24 protein-coding genes, 3 pseudogenes and 1 riboswitch are annotated in these 20,553 nt (G+C 48.1%); of the genes and pseudogenes, 2 read left to right on the top strand and 25 right to left on the bottom strand.

Annotation, left to right across the window (positions count from 1 at the left end; translation table 11 throughout):
• Positions 1–48: 48 nt before the first annotated feature.
• On the bottom strand, positions 49–258 hold the full coding sequence (locus K0036_RS03965) for a hypothetical protein (RefSeq protein WP_025645104.1): 210 nt from the start codon (positions 256–258) through the stop codon (positions 49–51).
• Between the two features lie 160 nt (positions 259–418).
• Here K0036_RS03965 and K0036_RS03960 point away from each other — a divergent pair, with 160 nt between their 5' ends.
• Positions 419–1,063, top strand: coding sequence for a PduL/EutD family phosphate acyltransferase (locus K0036_RS03960; RefSeq protein WP_220430790.1), 645 nt, complete (start codon positions 419–421; stop codon positions 1,061–1,063).
• Here K0036_RS03960 and K0036_RS03955 read toward each other — a convergent pair.
• The 5 genes from K0036_RS03955 to K0036_RS03935 all read right to left on the bottom strand — a co-directional run bounded on the left by K0036_RS03955 (position 1,058) and on the right by K0036_RS03935 (position 6,273).
• A complete protein-coding gene (locus K0036_RS03955; protein WP_009249045.1) occupies positions 1,058–1,303 on the bottom strand; it encodes a TM1266 family iron-only hydrogenase system putative regulator in 246 nt (81 codons plus the stop codon). The genes K0036_RS03960 and K0036_RS03955 overlap by 6 nt on opposite strands.
• Positions 1,304–1,336: 33 nt before the next feature.
• Positions 1,337–2,536: an FprA family A-type flavoprotein gene (locus tag K0036_RS03950; protein WP_220430789.1), complete on the bottom strand. Its 1,200-nt coding sequence runs from the start codon at positions 2,534–2,536 to the stop codon at positions 1,337–1,339.
• 169 nt (positions 2,537–2,705) lie between these two features.
• Entirely contained in the window at positions 2,706–3,335 is a 630-nt protein-coding gene (locus K0036_RS03945) for a lysoplasmalogenase (RefSeq protein WP_220430788.1), read from the bottom strand.
• A 40-nt stretch (positions 3,336–3,375) separates the two neighbouring features.
• Complete coding sequence (locus K0036_RS03940; protein ID WP_173693672.1) at positions 3,376–4,146, bottom strand: polysaccharide deacetylase family protein; 771 nt, start codon at positions 4,144–4,146, stop codon at positions 3,376–3,378.
• A gap of 78 nt (positions 4,147–4,224) precedes the next feature.
• Entirely contained in the window at positions 4,225–6,273 is a 2,049-nt protein-coding gene (locus K0036_RS03935) for a penicillin-binding transpeptidase domain-containing protein (protein ID WP_220430787.1), read from the bottom strand.
• A 175-nt stretch (positions 6,274–6,448) separates the two neighbouring features.
• Between K0036_RS03935 and K0036_RS03930 the strand changes: the two genes are divergently transcribed.
• Positions 6,449–7,432 carry a D-isomer specific 2-hydroxyacid dehydrogenase family protein gene (locus tag K0036_RS03930; RefSeq protein WP_025645117.1) on the top strand — a complete coding sequence of 328 codons (984 nt, stop codon included), beginning with the start codon at positions 6,449–6,451 and terminating at the stop codon, positions 7,430–7,432.
• 4 nt (positions 7,433–7,436) lie between these two features.
• Here the strand turns inward: K0036_RS03930 and K0036_RS03925 are convergent, their stop codons facing one another.
• The 19 genes and pseudogenes from K0036_RS03925 to K0036_RS19505 form a co-directional block, all read right to left on the bottom strand.
• Positions 7,437–8,321 carry a DMT family transporter gene (locus tag K0036_RS03925; protein ID WP_044955594.1) on the bottom strand — a complete coding sequence of 295 codons (885 nt, stop codon included), beginning with the start codon at positions 8,319–8,321 and terminating at the stop codon, positions 7,437–7,439.
• Positions 8,322–8,355: 34 nt separating this feature from the next.
• On the bottom strand, positions 8,356–9,246 hold the full coding sequence (gene pepI / locus K0036_RS03920; RefSeq protein WP_330627217.1) for a proline iminopeptidase: 891 nt from the start codon (positions 9,244–9,246) through the stop codon (positions 8,356–8,358).
• Between the two features lie 70 nt (positions 9,247–9,316).
• Entirely contained in the window at positions 9,317–9,946 is a 630-nt protein-coding gene (locus tag K0036_RS03915; RefSeq protein ID WP_220430786.1) for a CatA-like O-acetyltransferase, read from the bottom strand.
• Between the two features lie 41 nt (positions 9,947–9,987).
• Positions 9,988–10,085: riboswitch (purine riboswitch) on the bottom strand.
• Between the two features lie 61 nt (positions 10,086–10,146).
• Positions 10,147–10,965, bottom strand: a complete 819-nt coding sequence (locus tag K0036_RS03910; protein ID WP_220430785.1) for a DNA-formamidopyrimidine glycosylase family protein — start codon at positions 10,963–10,965, stop codon at positions 10,147–10,149.
• Complete coding sequence (locus tag K0036_RS03905; protein ID WP_244095205.1) at positions 10,959–11,498, bottom strand: GNAT family N-acetyltransferase; 540 nt, start codon at positions 11,496–11,498, stop codon at positions 10,959–10,961. The genes K0036_RS03910 and K0036_RS03905 overlap by 7 nt, the downstream gene beginning before the upstream one ends.
• A gap of 27 nt (positions 11,499–11,525) precedes the next feature.
• Positions 11,526–11,774: pseudogene (locus K0036_RS19515) on the bottom strand (DUF3795 domain-containing protein); the annotation flags it as partial.
• A gap of 4 nt (positions 11,775–11,778) precedes the next feature.
• Positions 11,779–12,120: an MmcQ/YjbR family DNA-binding protein gene (locus K0036_RS03895; RefSeq protein ID WP_025645126.1), complete on the bottom strand. Its 342-nt coding sequence runs from the start codon at positions 12,118–12,120 to the stop codon at positions 11,779–11,781.
• Positions 12,121–13,004: 884 nt separating this feature from the next.
• Positions 13,005–13,466 (bottom strand): annotated as a pseudogene (locus K0036_RS19645) (GNAT family N-acetyltransferase); the annotation flags it as partial.
• Between the two features lie 26 nt (positions 13,467–13,492).
• Positions 13,493–14,218, bottom strand: coding sequence for a class I SAM-dependent methyltransferase (locus K0036_RS03885; protein ID WP_220431270.1), 726 nt, complete (start codon positions 14,216–14,218; stop codon positions 13,493–13,495).
• A 14-nt stretch (positions 14,219–14,232) separates the two neighbouring features.
• Entirely contained in the window at positions 14,233–14,958 is a 726-nt protein-coding gene (locus K0036_RS03880) for an SGNH/GDSL hydrolase family protein (RefSeq protein ID WP_025645130.1), read from the bottom strand.
• A 23-nt stretch (positions 14,959–14,981) separates the two neighbouring features.
• The gene (locus K0036_RS03875) at positions 14,982–15,401 is read right to left on the bottom strand and encodes a pyridoxamine 5'-phosphate oxidase family protein (protein ID WP_220431269.1); all 420 of its coding nucleotides are present in this window, start codon (positions 15,399–15,401) and stop codon (positions 14,982–14,984) included.
• 26 nt (positions 15,402–15,427) lie between these two features.
• Positions 15,428–15,907: a hypothetical protein gene (locus K0036_RS03870; protein ID WP_220430783.1), complete on the bottom strand. Its 480-nt coding sequence runs from the start codon at positions 15,905–15,907 to the stop codon at positions 15,428–15,430.
• Positions 15,908–15,930: 23 nt separating this feature from the next.
• A complete protein-coding gene (locus tag K0036_RS03865; protein WP_220430782.1) occupies positions 15,931–16,557 on the bottom strand; it encodes a CatA-like O-acetyltransferase in 627 nt (208 codons plus the stop codon).
• 3 nt (positions 16,558–16,560) lie between these two features.
• Positions 16,561–17,277, bottom strand: coding sequence for a DUF5131 family protein (locus K0036_RS03860; RefSeq protein WP_025645136.1), 717 nt, complete (start codon positions 17,275–17,277; stop codon positions 16,561–16,563).
• A gap of 39 nt (positions 17,278–17,316) precedes the next feature.
• Positions 17,317–17,595, bottom strand: a complete 279-nt coding sequence (locus K0036_RS03855) for a hypothetical protein (RefSeq protein WP_220430781.1) — start codon at positions 17,593–17,595, stop codon at positions 17,317–17,319.
• 234 nt (positions 17,596–17,829) lie between these two features.
• Complete coding sequence (locus K0036_RS03850) at positions 17,830–18,168, bottom strand: YolD-like family protein (RefSeq protein ID WP_330592194.1); 339 nt, start codon at positions 18,166–18,168, stop codon at positions 17,830–17,832.
• Complete coding sequence (locus K0036_RS03845; protein WP_220430780.1) at positions 18,158–19,426, bottom strand: DNA repair protein; 1,269 nt, start codon at positions 19,424–19,426, stop codon at positions 18,158–18,160. Before K0036_RS03845 ends, K0036_RS03850 begins: the two co-directional genes overlap by 11 nt.
• Before the next feature lie 30 nt (positions 19,427–19,456).
• Entirely contained in the window at positions 19,457–20,083 is a 627-nt protein-coding gene (locus tag K0036_RS19510; RefSeq protein ID WP_220431268.1) for an NUDIX hydrolase N-terminal domain-containing protein, read from the bottom strand.
• Positions 20,084–20,179: 96 nt separating this feature from the next.
• Positions 20,180–20,455, bottom strand: a pseudogene (locus K0036_RS19505) (GNAT family N-acetyltransferase); the annotation flags it as partial.
• Positions 20,456–20,553: the final 98 nt, after the last annotated feature.

The raw sequence follows: 20,553 nt of genomic DNA, 5'->3' as shown, positions 1-20,553 counted from the left end.
GCGCTTTGTCAACGTGACAAAATGCCAAACATTCCTGTAGAATTTGCCTTATTCTTCGTCATCCAGCCAGTACTGATCGTCCAGCTGGTTATAAGTATTTCCGCTATTGTTGCCGCAGCTGATGCCTTTCTTGATGGGGGCCAGTAAGAATCCCTTCACCATGCCAAGCAGTATGCAGCACAGAATTACCAGCACCTTCTCCGTCATCGTCCAGTCCCTTGTAAAGAAATCCTTAATATTTTCCCAGATATCACGCATAATCGCATCCTCCTTATTTGCAATCTATACTCGCCTAATAGTTTCCATGTTCCCATTATATGACTTTTGAGGAAGAAAGGAAAGCCTTTCGATTGAAAAAGCCCGCGCTCTTTGCTAAAATAGGAATACTAGGATCGCGCAATGAAAGGAGTTGTCATATATGGGCGTTGCAATACCAATTGAAACCAGCGCGCGGCATATCCATATGTGCCGCAATGACTTTGAAGCACTGTTCGGTGAGGGCAGCGAACTGACCTACAAAGCCGACTTAAGCCAGCCTGGGCAGTTCGTGGCCAAGGAGCGGCTGAGCGTCCGGGGGCCAAAAGGATTGTTTGAGAATGTTGCCATACTGGGGCCTTTTCGCAAGGAGACCCAGCTAGAGATATCTATGACGGATAGCCGCAAACTTGGGGTTCCGGGAATCATACGCCAGTCCGGAGATACGAAAGACACGCCTGGCTGTACCTTGATCGGCCCGAAGGGCAGCATCGAGCTGGATCACGGCGTCATCGTGGCCAAAAGGCACATCCATATGACGCCTGTACAGGCTGTCCAGATGAATGTAAAAGACAATGACGAGGTGTTCGTGATCATGGAAAGTTATGAGCGCTCCCTCATTTTCGCGGATGTCATCGTCCGCGTCAGTCCCCAATTTGCGCTTGCCATGCATGTGGATACGGACGAAGCCAATGCATTTGCCAATGAGAATCATCCCACCGGCGTTATTCTCAAACTCTTCGGAGGCAGAACCTATAACCTTCAGAAATGGGCTGAGGAACTGCAAAGTGGCATCCATCGGCTATAGTTTCGCAGTCAGCGTCTTTGCGCTTACGCCTTCCAGCATGCCCAGCTTCCCGGACAGGGAACTGGTGGCATCGCCTGGCGCGTCCAGCACGACGCTGATAATGGAGACGCCGCGGTCCCTATAGGGAATTCCCATACGTCCCACGATATACTCACGGAATTCATGGAGCAGTTCATTGACTGCCCCGATGGATTCCTCTTCTTTTATAATAATGCTGATTACCGATACTCTGTTATCCATAGCCATCCTTCTTTCTCTTCTGTCATCTGCCCGCTACATGGCATCTACGATCTGCTGCGCGAATGCTGCCAGTTCCTCCGCCCGTTCCTGTTTCAGAGTAGACTTGATCGACAGCTGCATGTCCAGAATGGTCATATCTTTCATTTCTTCCAGCATCTTAATCATCTGCTTTCCAGCCGAAGGCGCCCAAGTCCCGTTATCCATCACCGCTATCGTACGTTTCTTTACAGACAGGGCCTTCATATCCGCAAGCAGGTTCTCCATTGGAGGATAGATTCCGCCGTTATAGGTAGAGCATGCCAGCACAAGATGGCTGCAGCGGAATATCTCCGCGATCAGGTCGGAGACATGGACAGTGGATACGTCATAAACCGAGATATTCTTAACGCCTTTTTCAGCCAGGCGCATTGCCAGCGCATTGACTGCCTGCTCTGTATTCCCGTAGATTGACCCATAAATGATCGCCACAGCCTGATCTTCCGGCTCATACTTGCTCCACTTGTCATACTTGTCAATAAAGTAGGAAAGATCGGTCCTCCAGATCGGCCCGTGAAGGGAGCAGATCATCCGGATATCCAGCGCAGCCGCTTTCTTAAGCAGCGCCTGAACCTGCATTCCATATTTTCCAACAATATTCGCATAGTATCTTCTGGCATCCAAAAGCCAGTCTTTTTCAAAATCTATCTCGTCATTAAATATATTCCCGTTCAATGCGCCGAACGTTCCAAACGCATCTGCTGAAAATAATACCTTGTCCTTTTCATCATAAGTCACCATGACTTCCGGCCAGTGAACCATAGGCGCCATCAAAAATCGCAGCGTATGGCTTCCGGTATTAAGCTCGTCCCCTTCTTTCACAAGAACCGTTCTTCCCTCCGTGCTGATATCAAAGAACTGGCCGATCATCTGCATTGTCTTCTGGTTTGCAACCACCTGCATATTCGGATATCTGCGCATCAGTTCCTCGATGTTGGCACAGTGGTCCGGCTCCATATGCTGGATCACGAGGTAGTCTATGCTTCTGCCCTCCAGCGCGTAATCCAGATTCTCAATAAATTGATGGGTTACAGATGCGTCAACCGTGTCCATCAGAGTAATCTTCTCATCCATAATCAGATAAGAATTATAGGATACGCCTCTTGGTATCGGGAACAAGTTCTCAAAAAGAGCAAGCCTTCTGTCGTTGCATCCTACCCACCTAATGTCTTCAGTTACCTTTCTTGTACTCTGCATGTCTCTATAATCCTCCTATCATGTAATATTGTACCAATATTTGTCTATCATATACTGTCATGCAGCTACCTTCTATCCAGGCAGCGCAGTTCTATTATAACATAGTTCATTTTCAATAATCAGAGAAATTCAGTCGCTGACCATCAATTTTTTTGCATATAATCCACAATCAGATCCAGGATGCGCTTCCAATCAGATATACGGCCGCGTAATAAAGGATAAGCAGGATGGCTCCGTAAGCATTCTGCCGGATATCCTTCACCGTGCGCCACGCGATCATACAGTCCGATGCCAGGAACAGGCAGGCCCCTGCCGCAAGAAGCATGCCCTCGCTGCCGCCTATGTGCCAGCCCGACGTCACAGCCATCGATACCATGAATCCCAGAACCGCCATGTAGAGGAACGCCGGAACCTTAAGCCCGCCAAGCCCCGCGATCTCATGCCGGAACATTCCTATGGCAGCGACGTATATGGCCAGGAAAAGCAGCAGCGTGCCTGGGGTGGGAGGAGACATGAGCCAGAAAGCGGCGATAAAGCACAGGTGCCCTGCCCCGAATATGCCGATTCCTCCCACCATCCTAATTTCCAGCACCACATCGGCAATCATGCATAGTACAAGCCCAGCCACAATCAGCCATCCAGCGGTATCCTGACTTTGCACTGCGCCGTATAGGCCTGCGGTAACCGCCATGGAAGTAGCAAGAGCCTTTAGGGCCAGTGCCCGTCTCCCTGCCCGTTCCCTAAGGCAGCCATATGCGATACCAAACAGGATCATTGCTATGATAGTCATATACTCCATGTATCGTTTCTCCTTCCCGTATGCCCGGGCATACCGTACACTAGTCTTTGATCTGTCGTCCCGTCACATCCATATGGTAATGATCCTTATAGATCAGTTCGGATACCGGAACGATCTGATAGCCCTTGTCTTCAAGTCCGGTAATCAGCTGCTCTAACGCGTCCGGAGTGTATTTTGCGCCGTTATGGCACAGGATGATAGCCCCGTTCCTTAATTCCTTGTTCTTAAGTACCATATCAAGGATGCTGTCTACACCATAATCCTTCCAGTCCAAACTGTCAACCGACCATTCTACTGGAAAATATCCACAGCCCTTTGCCGTCAGGATCAGATTGTCATTATATTCTCCATAAGGCGGGCGGAACAGCTGCATATCTACTCCGGTCAGCTGCTTTACCTTTTCATGGACTGTCATGATTTCTGTCTTTTGTTCCTCCGTGGATAGCTGCGCCATGTTCTTATGATTCTCGCTATGGTTTCCAAGATCATGGCCTGCTGCCTGAATTGCCTTTACATCCTCCGGATACTTTTCCACCCAGCCTCCGGTCATGAAGAAGGTCACGTGGAGTCCATGCTTTTTCAATATTTCCAGAATTTTCTGCGTATCATCATTGCCCCAGGCCGCATCGAATGAAAGGGCTACCTTCTTCTCCTTTGTCTCCACCGAATAGATGGGCAATTCTCTTCCGTTTACATTGCTGGAGACCGTTACATATCCGGATATATATTTGTACGACCCTGCCAGGGCCACCGTCAGCACCAATGCCAGAACGCTTCGGTTCTTCCATTTTCTTTTTTTCTCTTCCTTCATATGAAAAACTCCAGAACATATGCCTTTATTGACAGTATATGTTCCGGAGTTTCGTCCTACTTCATAAATAAATATTTATTATGGAAGATATCCCTGCAGGACGGCCGCGCTTTTATCCACTACATAGCCGCTTCCGCCCCGGTCCTTTACATCCTCCACCATGCTCATCAGAAGAACTGGCTTCTGTGCGGCAGCATCTTCTGTAAATACGCCGAACCATCCAAGCTCCGTGCCCGTCGTATCGTTCTGGTCTGCCTTGATCTCGGCAGTTCCCGTCTTGCCCGCCAATGCGATATCTTCCCGGTGTGCCCCATACCCGGTTCCTTCCGGGGTATTGACCACTTTTTCAAGCGCAGTCTTCACTCTGGAGGCCGCATCGGATGAAAACGCCTGGGCGATCCATACTTCGCTCTTTGGCGTCTCGCTGTAGGTGAGATAAGGCCGGATCACATTGCCGTCATTGAGGATGGAAGTATATAAGGTGGCAAGATGCAGTGGATTGATAAGAATCTGTCCCTGCCCGTAGCCGCTGTCCGCCAACTGTATCTCTGAATCGATGGTTCCCCCGTCATTGGCATACTGGGATTGGGACATCTTGATCTCAAAGGGCAGTTCCTGACCAAATCCCAGCAGTTTCAGCGACTTCATCAGATTGTCCGCGCCGATATTTAAGGCCGCTTTAGCGAAATAGATGTTGTCTGAATAAATCAGCGCGTTTTCCAGATTCACAGGAGAATACTCATGAAGCGTCGTTACATGGTAATCCCCCCAACTCTCATCCTTCTGCCAGCTAAGCCCCTCGCTTCCATAGTCCTCATCCGGATTGATGGTTCCGGTGGTAAGGCCAATTCCCGCCGTGATCGGCTTGAAGGAAGATCCTGGGCACCATACCTGCCGAAACCGGTTATACAGAGGCTTATTCTCATCATTGTTCAGCTGATCCCAACGCTCGCCTGACATGCCAAGAATAAATTCATTGTCATCATAAGCAGGCGTGCTGACCAGTGCAAGCACTTCTCCGGTAAACGGGTTTATGGCCACCGAGCAGCTCTTATCTTCCCTGAACTGGTCATAGACGAGCCCTTGCAGATCCGAATCAATGGTCAGCCGGATATTCTCTCCATCCTGCTTATCCACGGATGCAACTACGTTCTTTTCCACGCCATCCTCCGTCATAATAGAGATCTTGACGCCGTTCTCGCCTTTGAGTTCCTTCTCATACAGTCCTTCGATCCCGCTCTTGCCAATCACGCTTGAACTGGTATAGCCTTCTCCTTTATGTTCTTCCAGATCCTCTGCCGTCACGCTCTGCACGTAGCCGATCAGATGTGCTGCCTTTTCTCCCAGAGGATAGGTCCTTACTTCCGTATCATTGATCAGAACCCCGGCAATCGTCAGAAGCTGTTCCGTCAATTCCTGGCTTTGCTGGCTGTTCAGGGTTTTTAATGGCACGAAAGAGTCAGGCGTAACCCATGCTGCTGATAACTGGCTGTTAATCTCCTCTTCTGTCATTCCCAGGAGGCCGGCCAGCTGGGCGATATCCGCTTCTTTGTTCTCGGACATCTTTCCTGGCACCAGCCCGACGGACGGCGCTGTACCAGGACCTGCCAGCATATTGCCATTACGATCCAGTATCTGGCCTCTGACCGCCTGGCTGGTGGATACGGACACTTTATCCGTATCCTTCATATCCGGGAAGATCAGGCTGTCATCCCAGGAGAGTTTGAACTCATCAAAATAGGAGTCTCTGGTACACATCGCCTGATTTTCAAACTCGATCTTTCCTGCCACGCTGTCCATGGATGTAAGGTAGGATACCTTCTCACCTCCATCCGTCTTCTTGGCATCCTTTACGCTGATCTTCACATTCTTTGCTTCAATGCCTTCGTATATTTTTTGATTCCGGGTAACAAAATCTTTTTTAGAGATATTGGCCTTGCTCTCTTCATCCAGCATGCCATACATCTTGTCATAAGCGCCTTTTTCAATACATGCAAAATAATCAGCCAGCAACTCATCTGGCTTTCCCGCATCAAAGGGCCTTCTTACCAGCACGACTGCCACGGCTCCTACGATCAGCAGGATCAGTATCGCGGCCATTGTCCCTATAATCTTTTTACGTTTCATGGATACCTCCTTAGAACACTTATACTCAGATACATATTTGTATACATCTTACAACTGTAGGAATTGAAAGTCAATTTATTTTCGCGCTTTTCTTATTTGGTGCTATAATAGCGTTGTGGATCGGCGTATCGATATGCCCGTCCATAAGAAATATATGATAAAAGGAGCAACCGTTATGAAAGTATTTGTGTATAGTTACAGAGAATTTGACGAGGCCGAATGGTTTACCCATTTCAGCAATGAGTACGGCATCGAACTGGGTACCAGCCCCGACGCCCCGACTCTTGAAAATGCCAGCCTTGCAAAAGGCTATGAATATATCAGTATTATCACCACCAAGGTTGACGCCATGCTGGTCCAGAGATTCCATGACTTAGGCGTCCGCATGATCTCTACCCGCACCGTCGGCTATGATCATATCGATCTGGATAAGGCAAGAGAACTTGGAATGCAGGTTGGCAACGCCACCTATTCTCCCAACTGCGTGGCAGACTACACCTTGATGCTTATGCTGATGTCCTTACGGAAAATGAAACGCATCATGCAGAGGGCCGAACTCAATGATTTCTCCCTACAGGGAATCCAGGGCCGGGAATTGCCCAACCTTACGGTAGGCGTAGTTGGCACCGGAAGAATCGGACGTTCTGTCATTCGTAATCTTACGGGATTTGGCTGCCGCATCCTTGCCTATGACTTACATGAAAATGAAGAAGCAAAGGCCTGCGCCACTTATGTGGATCTGGATACTCTGTATGCCCAATCTGACCTGATCACGCTTCATATGCCCCTGACCGATGACAATTTCCATATGATCAATGAATCTTCCATCTCGCAGATGAAAGATCAAGTGGTTCTGATCAACACCGCCCGTGGAGGCCTGATTGATACCAAGGCGCTGATCGAAAATATCGAATCTGGCAAAATAGGCGCTGCAGGCCTGGATGTAATCGAAAACGAATTCGGCATGTACTATTTTGACCGAAAGTCCGACATCCTGGACAAACGCGACCTCTACATCCTCCGGGGATTCCCCAATGTTATCGTGACTCCCCACATGGCCTTCTATACCGATCAGGCGATCAGCGATATGGTAAAGCATTCCCTGGAAAGCTGTCTTTTGGTAGATCAGGGCAAGCCAAATCCTTGGAATGTATTATAATTTCTTATGTATTCTTATAATTCAAGATAAACATGGTGGACAGTACCAGCACGAATCCCACCACATCAATGGCCTGGAAGGTAGTCCCAAGGAAGAGGGCTGCCAGCACCGTCGCGGCTACTGGCTCTACGCTTGATAGCAGGCCCGCGTAGACCGAGCCTATGCTCTTTAGGGCTGCCAGGTAGAAGCAGAATGGGAAGATGGTTCCAAGGATTACGATGGACAGGAATGCTGCCGCTACCTGCCAGTCAATCTGGACCGTCATCCTCCACGGCCTGGTCACGACCATTAAGACCGCACCGCCAATCACCATTGCCCAGGCGCACACCATCTCCGCCGGATGCTTCTTAAGAAGCGGGCCGGGAATCACGCCATAGAAGCAAGTGGTAAGTGCCACCAGAAGCCCTATGATGATTCCCTTCGGCGAGATGGACATCGCGTGGATATTGCCATGAGTCGCCACCAGGAAGATTCCCGATACAGAGCATAAAACCGCGATGATCTCCTTTGCCTTCGGCGCGACTCTGTATATTACCGCGAAATATAAGATCAGCATTGCCGGATTCAGATACTGGAAGATGGTTGCCGTACCTGCGTTTGTCTCCTGAACGGCCGCAAAAAACGTGTACTGCATGCCCATCATTCCCAGAACAGAAAACGCGATCTGGCGGATTGCCTCATTTCTGTCTTTCCATATCTCAACCGGATTCTGCTTCTTAATTATGACTGCATACAAAAGCAGCAGGATGCCTGCCATTACCAGGCGGTAAGGCACCAGCCATTCTGATACGACCCCTTTGCTCTCAAATAAAAACTGGGCGATCGGGCTTGACGCCCCCCACAAAAGCCCCGCCATAAATGCGGCAATAAAGCCTTTTCTTCTTTCCATAGTCTCATTCCCTAACCTTTTTCTAACTATTTTCTCATTCGTCATTGGCATTCAGCCAATCTTTCAACAGCTTGATGTACTGCTCATTTTCTTCTACAAAGCACATATGACGGCAAGTGCGGAACAACTCCCATCTGGATTCAGGGATTCTGTCATACATATACTTGGCAATGTATGGCGTGCAAAGATCATCCCCGCCGCTTACAATCAGCGCTGGCGCCTTGATATCCCTTAACTGTCCCGTCACGTCATAATCTTTCAATGTCCCAAGAGGCGTAAATTCATTGGGCCCCCACCCGGTGATATAAGCCTCTAATCCTTTCCTGACCGGACGCCTCAGACAATCCGGCGCATCCTCCTTGGGCGTTTCCGCCGCATGGCGGCGCATATATTCTGCCTCTGCCTCAACATATGCGGGATCACTATAGTCTCCGGATGCCGTTGCCTTTTCAATAGCGTCCTGCATTTCCTGCGGCAGGTATCTGACCATTCTCATCTGCTCCTGGCCCCACATCCAGGATGCCGGCAGCGTACTGGAAAGAATGATGCTTTTAATTCCTTCCGGCTCATGATTGCATAGATACTCCAGCAGAAGCATCCCACCCCAGGATTGTCCCAGCAGATGCGCCTGGGAAAGGCCCAAATGGCTTCTCAATTCTTCCAGTTCCCGTATCCAGACTTCTGCATTCCACAGATCCGGCCTGTCCTCTACATATGACTCCCCGCATCCGATCTGGTCATACATCACCAGTTGGCGGCCATCTTCCTCTGCCAGCCGATCCAGAACCTCAAAATAATTATGGGTCGAGCCTGGACCTCCATGAAGCAGAATCAGCGGCTTCTTATTCCCCGTCTGCGTTCCTACCATGCGGTAATATGTCCGATACCCCATGAAAGGCATATATCCTTCCCTTATTTCCATCATACTTCCTCCGTGCTTATTATATACAAATTTGAAATGCTTGTACAGATTAGTGTGCCATAAAACCAGAAATTCAAAACATTAAAATTTGTTCATTCAAAGACTCATAAAATCTTGCCATATGCCTGCCGTCCACCAAAGCGTGATTACATAATACGGAAACTGGCATGATAACCTTTTCTTCCTGCCTAAAGTATCCTCCCCAGGATATTCTCGGATTGCTGTCCGCCGGCATGGGGACCGGCTGTAGCAGGGATGTATAGGAGATCCATGGCAGCGTTGTGATGAATATCTTATCCAGCGTCTCTTCTTTTTCCTCCTTAATGCCCATTTGCATTTTTGCGCTTTCCTGCGCCCTGACAGCATAAGGCAGATAATCAGAAAACGGCATAGAACTGTCCAGGGTGCAATAGCAGTAGGTCTCATCCTCTAATGCAACCGTATGAGAAGTCATACAGTCTTTAAATTCAATAATACCGCCGTCCATTATACGCTGCCGGAACTGGACTACACTATTTGCCGCCCTTGATACCAAATAGCAAAATGTAAGAAAAAAGGGCAGCCTTCTCTCCTTAATTTTCTCAAATGCATTGGTAATCTCTACATTTACCGTTGTTCCTACATAAGGGTATGAAAGGCTGCTAAAGTATTCAAAATGACTTTTCCTATTATAGGCTTCCATATCCAGACTCTTGTATTCCATTTTTTCTCCTCCTTAAAATAAAATCTGCCGTAAATAGCCAATTACAATCCTGCTGGGATCATAATCAACTATTTACGGCAGCTGGTAGAAACGCTCAACCTTATTATGAACTTATATAATCATATTTATTGTAATTTATCTTGCCCGATTCTGCAATACAGCAACTGAAATTTTGTTGGATATCTGCTAAGAGCCTTCAATCAAAGGGGCTGGCACTTCGGGCAAAAATAGACGGACCCTCCCAGATATGACGCCTTTACAATTTCTCCCCCGCAATGCGGACAGCCGGACTTATAGGTATTCTTCGACAGCCTCGTCTTATATCCCCCAGGATTGCCGAAGATATCCTTCTCTGTATCTCTTCCTCCCTGGTCGATCATCTCCTGAAGTACGGATAAAGTGCAGGAAAATAGCTTTTCTCTATCCGTATCTTCAAGCGTATTGATCTTGCGCTTCGGATGGATTCCCGCCTCCAGCAGGATATCCTGGAGCACTCCGTTCCCGATTCCGGGGAATCTCTGCTCGGTAGCAAGGAATGCCTTGGCGCTCAGTGTCTGCTTGCTTTGAGCCATCCCTTTATCATAATAGGCACGGAATTCTCCGGAAAATGGCGACAGTGCCTCCCGGCTCTTCTGATAGTATTCATTATCATACTCTCCTCGGTGGAGTATGATTCCGCCATACATAGCCACGGTAAATACAAGAGCCTCCCCATCCTCGAAGGCTATCGCCAGCTGATAGGCTTTTGGCAGCGCCTCGGTTTTGATCAGACGGACATTTACTCCATCATTAAAGCACAATTTACAGCCATTGGAAAATCTGATTTCCACATATATCCCAAAGCCTTCCGCGCCTTCTATAGCCGCCCCTTCTATCATCTCTGCGTATTCTTCCGGAGCGCCGTTATACCAGCAGAACTTATGGTTCTTCGTAGGCGGCAGTACGCGGATGACTTTTTTGCCGGTCACTTGTTCGCCTAACTGTCTGGAAATATGTATCACCTCTGGCAGTTCTAACATCCTGTCACTCCTCCTTGTCTTTTTTGTTCTTCCCATTCTTCTCTGGTTATATAAGTAATATACTCTGTCCGAATGTCATTCATCAGAGGCCAGAGTTTGTCCTTTTCCATATGATGGGAATGAAATCCGCATTTTTCCTGTACCCGCTTCGACTTTTCATTGCCTTCAAAATATCCGCACCAGATCGTCTTAAGCCTTAGATCCTCAAATCCATGCCGCATGATTTCTTTCGTAGCCTCTGGAATCAGTCCCTGTCCCCAGTAGGGTACTCCAATCCAATATCCTATCTCGGCTTCTTCCGGTCCCAGATCCATATTGCTGGCAGCCCCTGCCGTCAGTCCAATACTTCCCACCGGCAGGTTCGTTTCTTTTAATACCACAGCATAGATTCCGGGCGCAGACAGCACCGTTCTGATGATCTCCCGGCTGTCCTCTATGCTGGTATGTATCGGCCACCCTGCGATAGGCCCCACTTCGGGGTCCTTCGCATATTTATATAATTCTTCCGCATCTGACTCCCTCCAAGGCCGCAGGAATAGACGTTCGGTTTCCAGGATGCCTGCCCATTCCCGGCACTGCCTAAGTCTCGGCTTTGGATCATACCCTTTCTCCACTCCCATCGATGAAAGAACTTCGCACGGGAAATCCTCGCACTCGCCGCAATGGTTTAATCCTCTCTCCTCGCAGCATCTCTTCACACTGCATTCGCCGCCCCAGAATGGCTTTTCCATATTCAGGCATCCGTTACAATACACTTCTTCTCTTCCCTCACACTTCTCGCATCTAATCCCGCATCTTGATTCATACATCTTCTTATCCCTTCCTCTCTTTCTTTGTCAGGTCGTAACTCTCCCCGATCATCCTTCTGATCTCTTTTTCCGGAATCGTTCCATCCAGAATGATCGAGTTCCAGTGCGCCTTATTTAAATGGTAAGCCGGAACCACAGAATTGTAGGCCGTCCTCCAGAAGTCTCTCCACTGGGGATCACATTTTACATTGACCCACACATAGCCCTCCCTGTCAAATATCCAGGCAAAGACCTTCCGATTCTCTCTGTGGCGGATCACGCACCAATTCTTATCCCGGAAAGGATAATCCTCATAGACGCTCTTATATGTCAGACAGTGGGAGATAACGTCTTTTCTCTCCGTCAACTTTCAACACCCCCGTTATTTCTTCCCGTTTCCCATAGGCCCTTGCAATCTTGCTATTCAAGGTTCTCTAATATTTCCTGATACCGGTACGTGGCAAGCTTGCTTGGCTTGTTCTTCTTACAAAAAGATAATTTCGCAAGTTTAGGAACTGCCCGCTCCACGACAATCTGCCCGCCCGCTAGTTTGGACTCCAATGCTCCCAGCGCTTCTTTAAATCTGTCATCCTTTCTCGCAGATTCATAAAATGACAGCACATAGACATAGTGGAAGAGGCCATATCCGCGGAACGGATACTCGATCTGCATAAACAGCGTCCCTATGCCATAATGGCAGGGGCTTATGGGCTTTCGGATCTGCCAATGCTTTAACAGAAACTCTACCGCCTGATCAAGCGCGGGACCTGCTTCTTTTCTATCCGTAAAGCGGAATGCGTCCAGTATCTCTAACGTGGTATAGGGAGTAGAATGCTCTGTCTCAGGCCCTCTGCCAAAACTATACTTGTTACACTTCCATCCGCCATCCGGCTGCTGCGTATCAAGAAAATGCCGGAATGTCTTCTGCACCCTCGGGTCGGCGGCATACCCCATATGGCAAAGCGCCACCGCTGCCAGCGCTGTCTGGCAAGGATAGATCCCGCCGTTTGGGGAGATCTTGAATCTTCCATCCTCTTTCCATGTGCTAAAGATCAGGTTCGCCGCATCTTCCAGCACTGGATCATCTGCGGGAACGCCCAGTTCCCGCAGATAAAGCACGCTCTCCAGCGTGGTAAACGGCGCGCCTTTTAAGAGTTTCTTGTCCGGCGTAGTCCAAAGATCCGCGCCATTATCTTTCCTGTGGGACAATATCTCCCGGATATCCGCTTCATAATCAGCCTGTAGATCCTTCACCATAATATATTCCTCTTCGTTCTCTCCTACCACATAAAAGCCCGCTGCCTGATACATCTTTAAGGCATAATTATCCTTTTGTACTGCCAGGGAAGCCCTCTCATAACCGACTTCCCGCAGATGTTGCAGCATCCTGTCCATCAATGCCGTTCCAATGCCGCATCCCCGGTATTCCTTATATAAGGAAATTGCAAACTCGGGCGTCGAATTGTCAATATTTCCATACCCTTTTACATTCCTTACCCAGACGGCGCCGACCACTTTTCCATCCGCTTGTGCCAGGAAGCAGTGATCGTCCTTATCCGAGCCAAAGTCCTTTATATATACTTGAAGTTCCGGCTTTTCTATGATATTCCTTGGAGCTGGCTCTTCTCCTTCTCTTACGAAGATTGCTTCGTATAAAAACTCCGCAAGAAGCGGATACTCCGAAGTTTTCATTTGCCTTATACTATATCTCATGACACCTCCCGTATCGAATCCAGCCTTTATTTCACCGCCTTGATCAGCAGCATCATTGGCCTTCGCATCTCATCCTTCATGCCGGGAATCTCCATCATATCTTCAGAAGGATAGGCCTCTTTGACTGCCTCCAGTTGAAATCCCGCATTCAAAAGTCCCATTAAGATCTGCTCCAGCGTATGGTGCTGCTTCACAACATGCTGCCCCAGGAAGTGGGTCGTACGCTCTCCCGGATAAAAATAATTATCAATGGGCCAGCATGTTGGATTTCCGTTCTTATCATATTCCCAGTCTTCATTGATCCCCGCCGTAAAAGCCGGATGCTCGATGTTCACCAGGAATACGCCGTCTTCTTTCAGGGTTCTATAGACCCTTCCATAGATCTCATCCAGGTCCCTGACATAGTGCAGGACCAGATTAGAGATCACGCAGTCAAAGGAGTCCGCCGGATAGCCATACGTTTCTAATCCGCAGACTTCGTACTGAATCTTAGGGTCTGCATTCTTTCCTTGCGCCTCCTGAATCATCTTTTCGCTCAGGTCAATGCCCAGTACCTGGCTTGCGCCGCATTCTACGGCATACTTGCAGTGCCATCCATATCCGCATCCCAGATCCAGCACCTGCTTTCCCGTCAAATCAGGAAACATATCCTTAAACTGATGCCATTCTCCTGCCCCGGACAGTCCCTGACGGCTGCGCGACATCTGCGCATACTGCTCGAAGAACTGTTCGTTATCATAAATATTGTTCATTTCTTTCTGATTAATCAATGATTTCTCTCCTTCTCCAATTCGTCCAAACGTCTTTGTACCTCCCCGGCCAGGGCCTTGGCTGATGCCGTATTATAGTGGACGCCGTCCACCGTAAGTTTTAGTCCTCGCATCCGTCCAAACCAGTCCTTTGTAAATGGAAGTACTGCCATAAATATACCTTCGGTCAAGCGGGTCAGATTCCTATGCTTCCACGTATACTCCCCTGGCTGCGAAGCTAATTCCATCTGCAAAGCATAAATATCAATAAATGGCACCTCATACTTTTTTGCCAGGCGCCCAATGATCTTATTTCTGATTCTTATCGATTCATGAGGATAACCTTTCAACTCAATATAAGGCATTCCTATCAATATTACCTTTTTCTGCCTCTTAGCCAGAAGTATCAGATACTTTTCATATTCAACGGCAAACTCTTTCATATCCGTCTTGCATTGAAGCCGCCTGCACTTTGGTCCCATCTGTAGTTTCCACAGCCATGATATCCGGGTCAGATATGGCAGCAATACGTCATTCGTCCCAATGCCGACAATATAGGTGTCTGCCGCTTCATACTCTGGATAAGCGACAATCCTCCTTAGCCGCTTCAAAGCACCATAGGTCGTATCCCCATTCACCCCTTTGTTAATTACCTCCAAGGGATGCCTGAGAAAACGTATGTAAGAATATCCTACGCTTCCAAATGTCAGACTGTCTCCGAGACATACGATCTTCTTGTCCATATTATCCGTTTCTCCTGTAATCGTTATTGTATTTCGAAGTCCTCTGAATTAAAGTTGCTATAGTATCTGCCCTTCACTGCTGTGAACTTGAGCACGCAGTAATCTGGATCCGTCACGCCTTCCGGGTAATACATGGTATCCCCATCGCGCCAGATTCTTTCCTTTGCCTCCGGAGTTCCCAGCACTTCTACCGTGCCAGCCAGGCTGGCTCCGCGGAAGTACCGCTTATCTACAAAATAAATACTTGCCTTTGGATTCTTCCGAAAGCATTTGACTTTGTTGGAAGAAGTATTGGTGGTGAACCAGAACTCCTTAATTCCCCGGCGTTCTCTGGGCTTAAGCATTGCCTTTGTGACAGGGTACCCCTCTTCGTCTATATAACTAATCAGGGCAGTGCTGTATTTGTCGGCCATATTGCCAATCGTCTGTTGCGGATCTTTCATCATTGTGCGATCCTCCTGTCTGCATTTTATTCTTGTGTTGCTAATCCTGGCATATAAGTCCCAGCTGCCTGCCGTTCATCCATATACCTTTCGATCTCTTCCGCTGTCATCTTGCGCACCTGCGTGCCCGGGAATTCGTGATACTCCTTCTGTCGGAATACCGGCGCCATGCCGTTGCAGGACTTATCCTTGTTCTTTTTCAAAAAAGCCTGCAATTCTTCCTCCCCTGGAAATATCTTATAAGAGACTCTGCCTTTTGCATTCGTGATCTCATAAATCCCGCAGGGCTTTTTCATAGTATAATCCGCAGTGCGCAGATAAAGTTTTGCAATATCCAGCGTCTTAAAAGGAAAATTCCACCTCCGAAGCCCTCGCTTGCCGTCTTGCTCGATACAGATACAGCGGCCGCAGGATCCACAGATATACTGGGTATGGTTCCTGAGACAATCCTGCGGATTCAATAGAGGCGTGACTCTGTTGTCATCTGCATAACACTCCCTACACATCCCTCTTACCTCCTCTCTACCTTCTACTGATCCAGATAGTCCTGGATTGCTTCTGCCAGCCGTCCCACATGCAGGCCGTCCACAAAAGAATGATGCGCCTGTACAGAGAATGGAAGAAGCACCTTTCCATCCCGTTCAAAATATTTTCCCCAGTCAAACAGGGGCGTCGCATTATCTTTCTTTCCCGAATTCGTATGAGAGATATGCGTATAGGATACCCAAGGCATTGGGGAGAATTGGAATACATCATTCCCAAGCGGTCCGGTAAAATATTCCTTCTGTTCTCTTGCCGTACTGGCTGCCAGTTCTACATAATCCTCCATGGTATCCTGCATAGGCACATTGACTACTTTAAATAATTCCGTATCCTGATCAAGGTAGGTAAACGCCGTATCAATCCGCTCAAACAGCGCTACCTGGCCATCAACAAAACGGTAGCGAAATTCTTCTATCTCATTGGCGCACTTTGACACAACAAAGATCATAGCCATGGTAAATGAATACCCGCTCTCTTTTATCTTCCTTAAAAACTTCGTGATGTCCAATTCGAACGTGACGCAGAATGCCGGTTCAACGCTATCCCTAAATACCATGCAATGCATAGCGCGCTTCCAGTTCTTTTCGTCAATCAGTTCATACTTATTACTCATATCTCAACATCCCTTCCAATTAATATTCGCCTTCCTCGCCTGGCTTCCCAAATCCTTTACCTTAAGCGTATATTGTTTTCCATCTTTTATAAAATGAGTACCGCACTGCCGGAATTCAAATGCGCAGTTCTGACTGATACACTGCTGCCGGATGGATAGTACCCATTCATAGGAAAGGGGCCGGGCATTTTTGTCGGATTCTCCTCCTACCACCGTCAATTCCACTCCGCCCAGATATTTCCTGATATCGATCGCCTCAATCAAAGGCTGGCAGATAATATTTTTATGCTTAATCGGCAGTTCCTGGAAAATCGCAAGCCGGTAGTCTGCCATCTCCTGATTTTCAACGGTACATCCCACCGTTACATTCTCATACCCGTCGCCCCAGTCAGCGGGCATACAGGCGGCAAACCGCTCGATCCGCTTTGTCAGGAAGAGAAATTGCAGATCCTGCCTTTCCCGCATCATCTCCCAGCACTCCTTGCGCCAGGGGTCCGCGTCCTCCACCAGGAAGTCCGAAGAAAAGCACAGATACACCGTCTGCCCAGGTTTCATCTTATAGATGCCGGACTTGGTCTTTTCCACAGGCGCATAGAATTGCTCCGTACGCACCACCTGCCCGGTATCAATCCCTTTCCTCTTATCCCCCTTATGGATATAACAATATCTGCACCCTTCGCTATGCCTGTGGCAGCCCCGCCAGGGATTCCACATGGACATGGAAATCACCTCCGTTCCTGATCATTCTGTCTCTCCCGTCTATATAAACTGGTATCCTGCCTGTTCAAGCACTTCTATGGCTCTGTCATAATTATCTGACTTAGTCAGGATATAGTCCGTATTGGTTCCCTCTATGCGAAAGGCTTTCCAGCCATACTCCCTCTCTACGACATTACAGGGGACGTCCGTCGTTACGCATACGACCGATCTTTCCTCATCCGTCTTTCCAATAAAACAGAATTCGCTATCCAAATTCACCTTTGACAGATTCTCTACCTTGCAGACAGAAAAATTCTGTTCCAACTTCTTTAAATGCATATGCCGCCTCCTTTATTAGCAGATTCCTATTCCGATAAATATAAAAAGACTGCGGAGTCTTGTTATCTTTAATCCCCACAGTCTACTGTTCATTATCCCTCATCATTTCTTTGCACGCTTTTACAAGTCCCAGTATATGTAGAATCTTTTACATATCCCTAGAATACCATAGAACCAGGAACAACTCAATTGTTTTTCGAACATATATTCTTATTCTTCCCATTTTATGCCGCCTTATATTTCGGACGCTTTCTCCTCGCAGATCAGTTCATAGATATCCTCAAACGCAATCTTCGTATTGACAATCTTCAGCACTCTGGCCGTCTCATCTATCCTTGTAACCATTCCCGTCAGTTTCAAATATTCATCCTTGCAAAAATAGACCACCGTCACCCTGTCATTTTTTCGCACCTGGCAGAGCTTAACGTTTAATTCTTCCTGGTATTCTTCGGAAAGTTCTACCTTCTGAACAACCACCTTTTCCTTTTTGCGCAGCGCCTCCGGATATCCCTTTAATGCGGCAAAAGGCATAAACTGTTTTGCCCGATCTTCCCGGCTCATTTTATTCTCCACTTTTATGTCCTCCAATCTGCCTGTTCCGTTCTATCGTGGTTGCACCTTTTTCCAGATTCATTCCCTTAAGGATAGCATTTTTCCCAAACTTCTCTTTGATCTCAAGCATGGTTTTCTGTATCTTATGCTCTCTTTCTATCTCCGCAGGATCGGTAAATAAATCATACTGCTGGTACATCTCATCCACCACGCGGTTGAATGCCAGCGTCACTCTGTGGATTGGCGCATTCCTATCGACGATCTGCTCGAATAGTTCTTGGGTATAGCCCATGATCTTTTTCGCGGAACTTGTAGTTACGGGCATAGTGATAGTCCCATGGGCGGACTTCTTCTGCAGGCGTCTGGAGTATCCTACATATAAAGAAATAGAGTCTGTAACCAGCCCTTTCTCCACCAGTTCCAGGCAGAGCAGATCCGCCATTTCCTTTGCGATCAGCCTTCCGCCCTCAAAGTCATAGTCGCATCCCAGCACCTGGCTGCTTGAGATAGAATTTTCCTTGGGCCTGTAGGCTTTGATGTCGGCTATGGTGGTCGTTTCCCTTCCCCAGGCATGATCGATCAGCAATTCTGCGTCTATGCCGAACATCCGGTACAGCATATTCTCATCCGCTTTCGCAATGCCCTCCATCGTGTAGATTCCCGCCCCCTCCAGGCGTTTGGCAATGCCGGACCCGATTCTCCAAAAATCCGTCAGCGGCTTATGGCTCCACAAGGTTCTTTTGTAGGATTCTTCATCCAGGATTCCGATATGGTCCTCCACATGCTTTGCGGTGATATCCAGCGCGATCTTGGCCAGATACAGGTTGGCTCCTATCCCGCATGCGGCTGTGATTCCGGTTGCTGCATACACATCTTCCATAATCTTCATGCTAAGTTCTTTGGCAGACATCCGGTACATAGGCAGATAGTCCGTGACATCCATGAAGGCTTCGTCAATGGAGTAGACATGGATGTCTTCTTTGGAAATGTATTGCAGGTATATCGCGTAAATGTCGGCAGAATAGTCAATATAAAGCTGCATTCTGGGAGGCGCCATCATATAATCGATGTCCGGCGGTATCTGGAATACTCTGCACCTCCCGGGTACGCCCCTGGCACGCATCGCAGGAGAGACCGCAAGGCAGATGGTCTTCTCCGTGCGTTCAGGGTCGGCGACCACAAGATTCGTCGTCAGCGGATCCAGCCCACGCTCCCGACACTCCACGGAAGCATAGAAAGATTTCAAATCTATGCAGATGTAGGTTCTATCCTGGGACATTTTAGTCTCCTCCTTGCTTTTATCCTGGCGTTAGTCCAGGTAGGTTTTCCAATTCTTTGAATGGTATGCTTCAAAACACATGGCGATCTGCTCTTCCGTATTCTTGTCGATGGCCAGCTCCGGCAGTTCATCCAAGGAAAAGCAGGCGCTGTCTATCGTCTCATTATTCTCCTTAAATGTTCCTCCAATGGAGGTACACAGTACAAATATCTTGCATATCTTGTATGTATATGCCGGAAGATTATGCTTCTCCCGATCCTGTACTGCAATGATCATATCCGCCGTGACATCAAGCCCGGCCTCTTCTTTTGCTTCTTTTATTACATTTTCCTTCACGGATAGCCCCACATCCACCCATCCGCCGGGCAGCGCCCACGTCCCATTCATTTCCTTGACAAGCAGGATTTTATCCTCCTTGAATATCGCTGCGCGCGTATCCAGCTTGGGTGTCTGGTAGCCTGCCTCGCTGCAGAATAAATTCTTTACCTTCTCTATACCCACTTCTGATTTAAAAGAAACCATTTCCGCAGAGATCTCCCGGATTCTCTCATAACGCTCCACATCGAACCGATCCTGCGCATAGTACAGGCCTGCCTGGGCAAGACTTTGCAATTCGACCGCCCATGTAAGCCATCTTTCCTTGCGCTCTTTTTTCATAACCTCATAGACTAGCATAACCCCGCCGCCAACGTCTATACGTTCATGCCTCAGTGTTTTATATCCGCGACTTTCGTACATTGTGCTTGCCGGAAGCGAGGCATCCAGAATAATCTCATCATGATACTTGCCGATCCGCGCCTCCAGCTGCTCCATGATAAAACTGCCGTATCCCTGTCTTTGAAATTCAGGAGCCACATATACCCTTGTGATATGATTTCCATCAAAACTGCCCGTACCCGCCAGCCGTTCCTCGGAATATACGACGCCAACATTGCCCTTTTCCACATCTCGCCTGATGTTTTTCTCACAGTGAAGGCCGCAGAAAAAATCCACCACTTTTTCCGGATAATACTGGGGATAGACCGTCATGATCGTATGATGTACCAGGCTTACGATCCTTCCCGTATCATTTGCCATAGCCTTCTTATATTCCATTTTCATCTTTTTCATAGGATGCATCTCCATTC

The sequence above is a fragment of the [Clostridium] scindens genome (assembly GCF_019597925.1).
GTDB lineage: Bacteria > Bacillota > Clostridia > Lachnospirales > Lachnospiraceae > Clostridium_AP.
Note: the sequence above shows the minus strand (reverse complement) of the source record. Positions and strands in the feature narration are given on the sequence as shown.

What these genes read in the sequence shown, in the direction of transcription:
- K0036_RS03930 (WP_025645117.1), top strand. Translation starts at nt 6,449, where the DNA reads ATGAAAGTATTTGTGTATAGTTACAGAGAATTTGACGAGGCCGAATGG.
- K0036_RS03940 (WP_173693672.1), bottom strand. Translation starts at nt 4,146, where the DNA reads ATGAAGGAAGAGAAAAAAAGAAAATGGAAGAACCGAAGCGTTCTGGCA.
- K0036_RS03915 (WP_220430786.1), bottom strand. Translation starts at nt 9,946, where the DNA reads ATGGAATACAAGAGTCTGGATATGGAAGCCTATAATAGGAAAAGTCAT.
- K0036_RS03875 (WP_220431269.1), bottom strand. Translation starts at nt 15,401, where the DNA reads ATGAAAGATCCGCAACAGACGATTGGCAATATGGCCGACAAATACAGC.
- K0036_RS03865 (WP_220430782.1), bottom strand. Translation starts at nt 16,557, where the DNA reads ATGAGTAATAAGTATGAACTGATTGACGAAAAGAACTGGAAGCGCGCT.
- K0036_RS03870 (WP_220430783.1), bottom strand. Translation starts at nt 15,907, where the DNA reads ATGTGTAGGGAGTGTTATGCAGATGACAACAGAGTCACGCCTCTATTG.
- K0036_RS03910 (WP_220430785.1), bottom strand. Translation starts at nt 10,965, where the DNA reads ATGTTAGAACTGCCAGAGGTGATACATATTTCCAGACAGTTAGGCGAA.
- K0036_RS03925 (WP_044955594.1), bottom strand. Translation starts at nt 8,321, where the DNA reads ATGGAAAGAAGAAAAGGCTTTATTGCCGCATTTATGGCGGGGCTTTTG.
- K0036_RS03855 (WP_220430781.1), bottom strand. Translation starts at nt 17,595, where the DNA reads ATGCATTTAAAGAAGTTGGAACAGAATTTTTCTGTCTGCAAGGTAGAG.
- K0036_RS03960 (WP_220430790.1), top strand. Translation starts at nt 419, where the DNA reads ATGGGCGTTGCAATACCAATTGAAACCAGCGCGCGGCATATCCATATG.
- K0036_RS03945 (WP_220430788.1), bottom strand. Translation starts at nt 3,335, where the DNA reads ATGGAGTATATGACTATCATAGCAATGATCCTGTTTGGTATCGCATAT.
- pepI (WP_330627217.1), bottom strand. Translation starts at nt 9,246, where the DNA reads ATGATGGAAATAAGGGAAGGATATATGCCTTTCATGGGGTATCGGACA.
- K0036_RS03880 (WP_025645130.1), bottom strand. Translation starts at nt 14,958, where the DNA reads ATGGACAAGAAGATCGTATGTCTCGGAGACAGTCTGACATTTGGAAGC.
- K0036_RS03935 (WP_220430787.1), bottom strand. Translation starts at nt 6,273, where the DNA reads ATGAAACGTAAAAAGATTATAGGGACAATGGCCGCGATACTGATCCTG.
- K0036_RS03965 (WP_025645104.1), bottom strand. Translation starts at nt 258, where the DNA reads ATGCGTGATATCTGGGAAAATATTAAGGATTTCTTTACAAGGGACTGG.
- K0036_RS03955 (WP_009249045.1), bottom strand. Translation starts at nt 1,303, where the DNA reads ATGGATAACAGAGTATCGGTAATCAGCATTATTATAAAAGAAGAGGAA.
- K0036_RS03885 (WP_220431270.1), bottom strand. Translation starts at nt 14,218, where the DNA reads ATGAACAATATTTATGATAACGAACAGTTCTTCGAGCAGTATGCGCAG.
- K0036_RS03860 (WP_025645136.1), bottom strand. Translation starts at nt 17,277, where the DNA reads ATGTCCATGTGGAATCCCTGGCGGGGCTGCCACAGGCATAGCGAAGGG.
- K0036_RS19510 (WP_220431268.1), bottom strand. Translation starts at nt 20,083, where the DNA reads ATGAAAAAAGAGCGCAAGGAAAGATGGCTTACATGGGCGGTCGAATTG.
- K0036_RS03950 (WP_220430789.1), bottom strand. Translation starts at nt 2,536, where the DNA reads ATGCAGAGTACAAGAAAGGTAACTGAAGACATTAGGTGGGTAGGATGC.
- K0036_RS03845 (WP_220430780.1), bottom strand. Translation starts at nt 19,426, where the DNA reads ATGTCCCAGGATAGAACCTACATCTGCATAGATTTGAAATCTTTCTAT.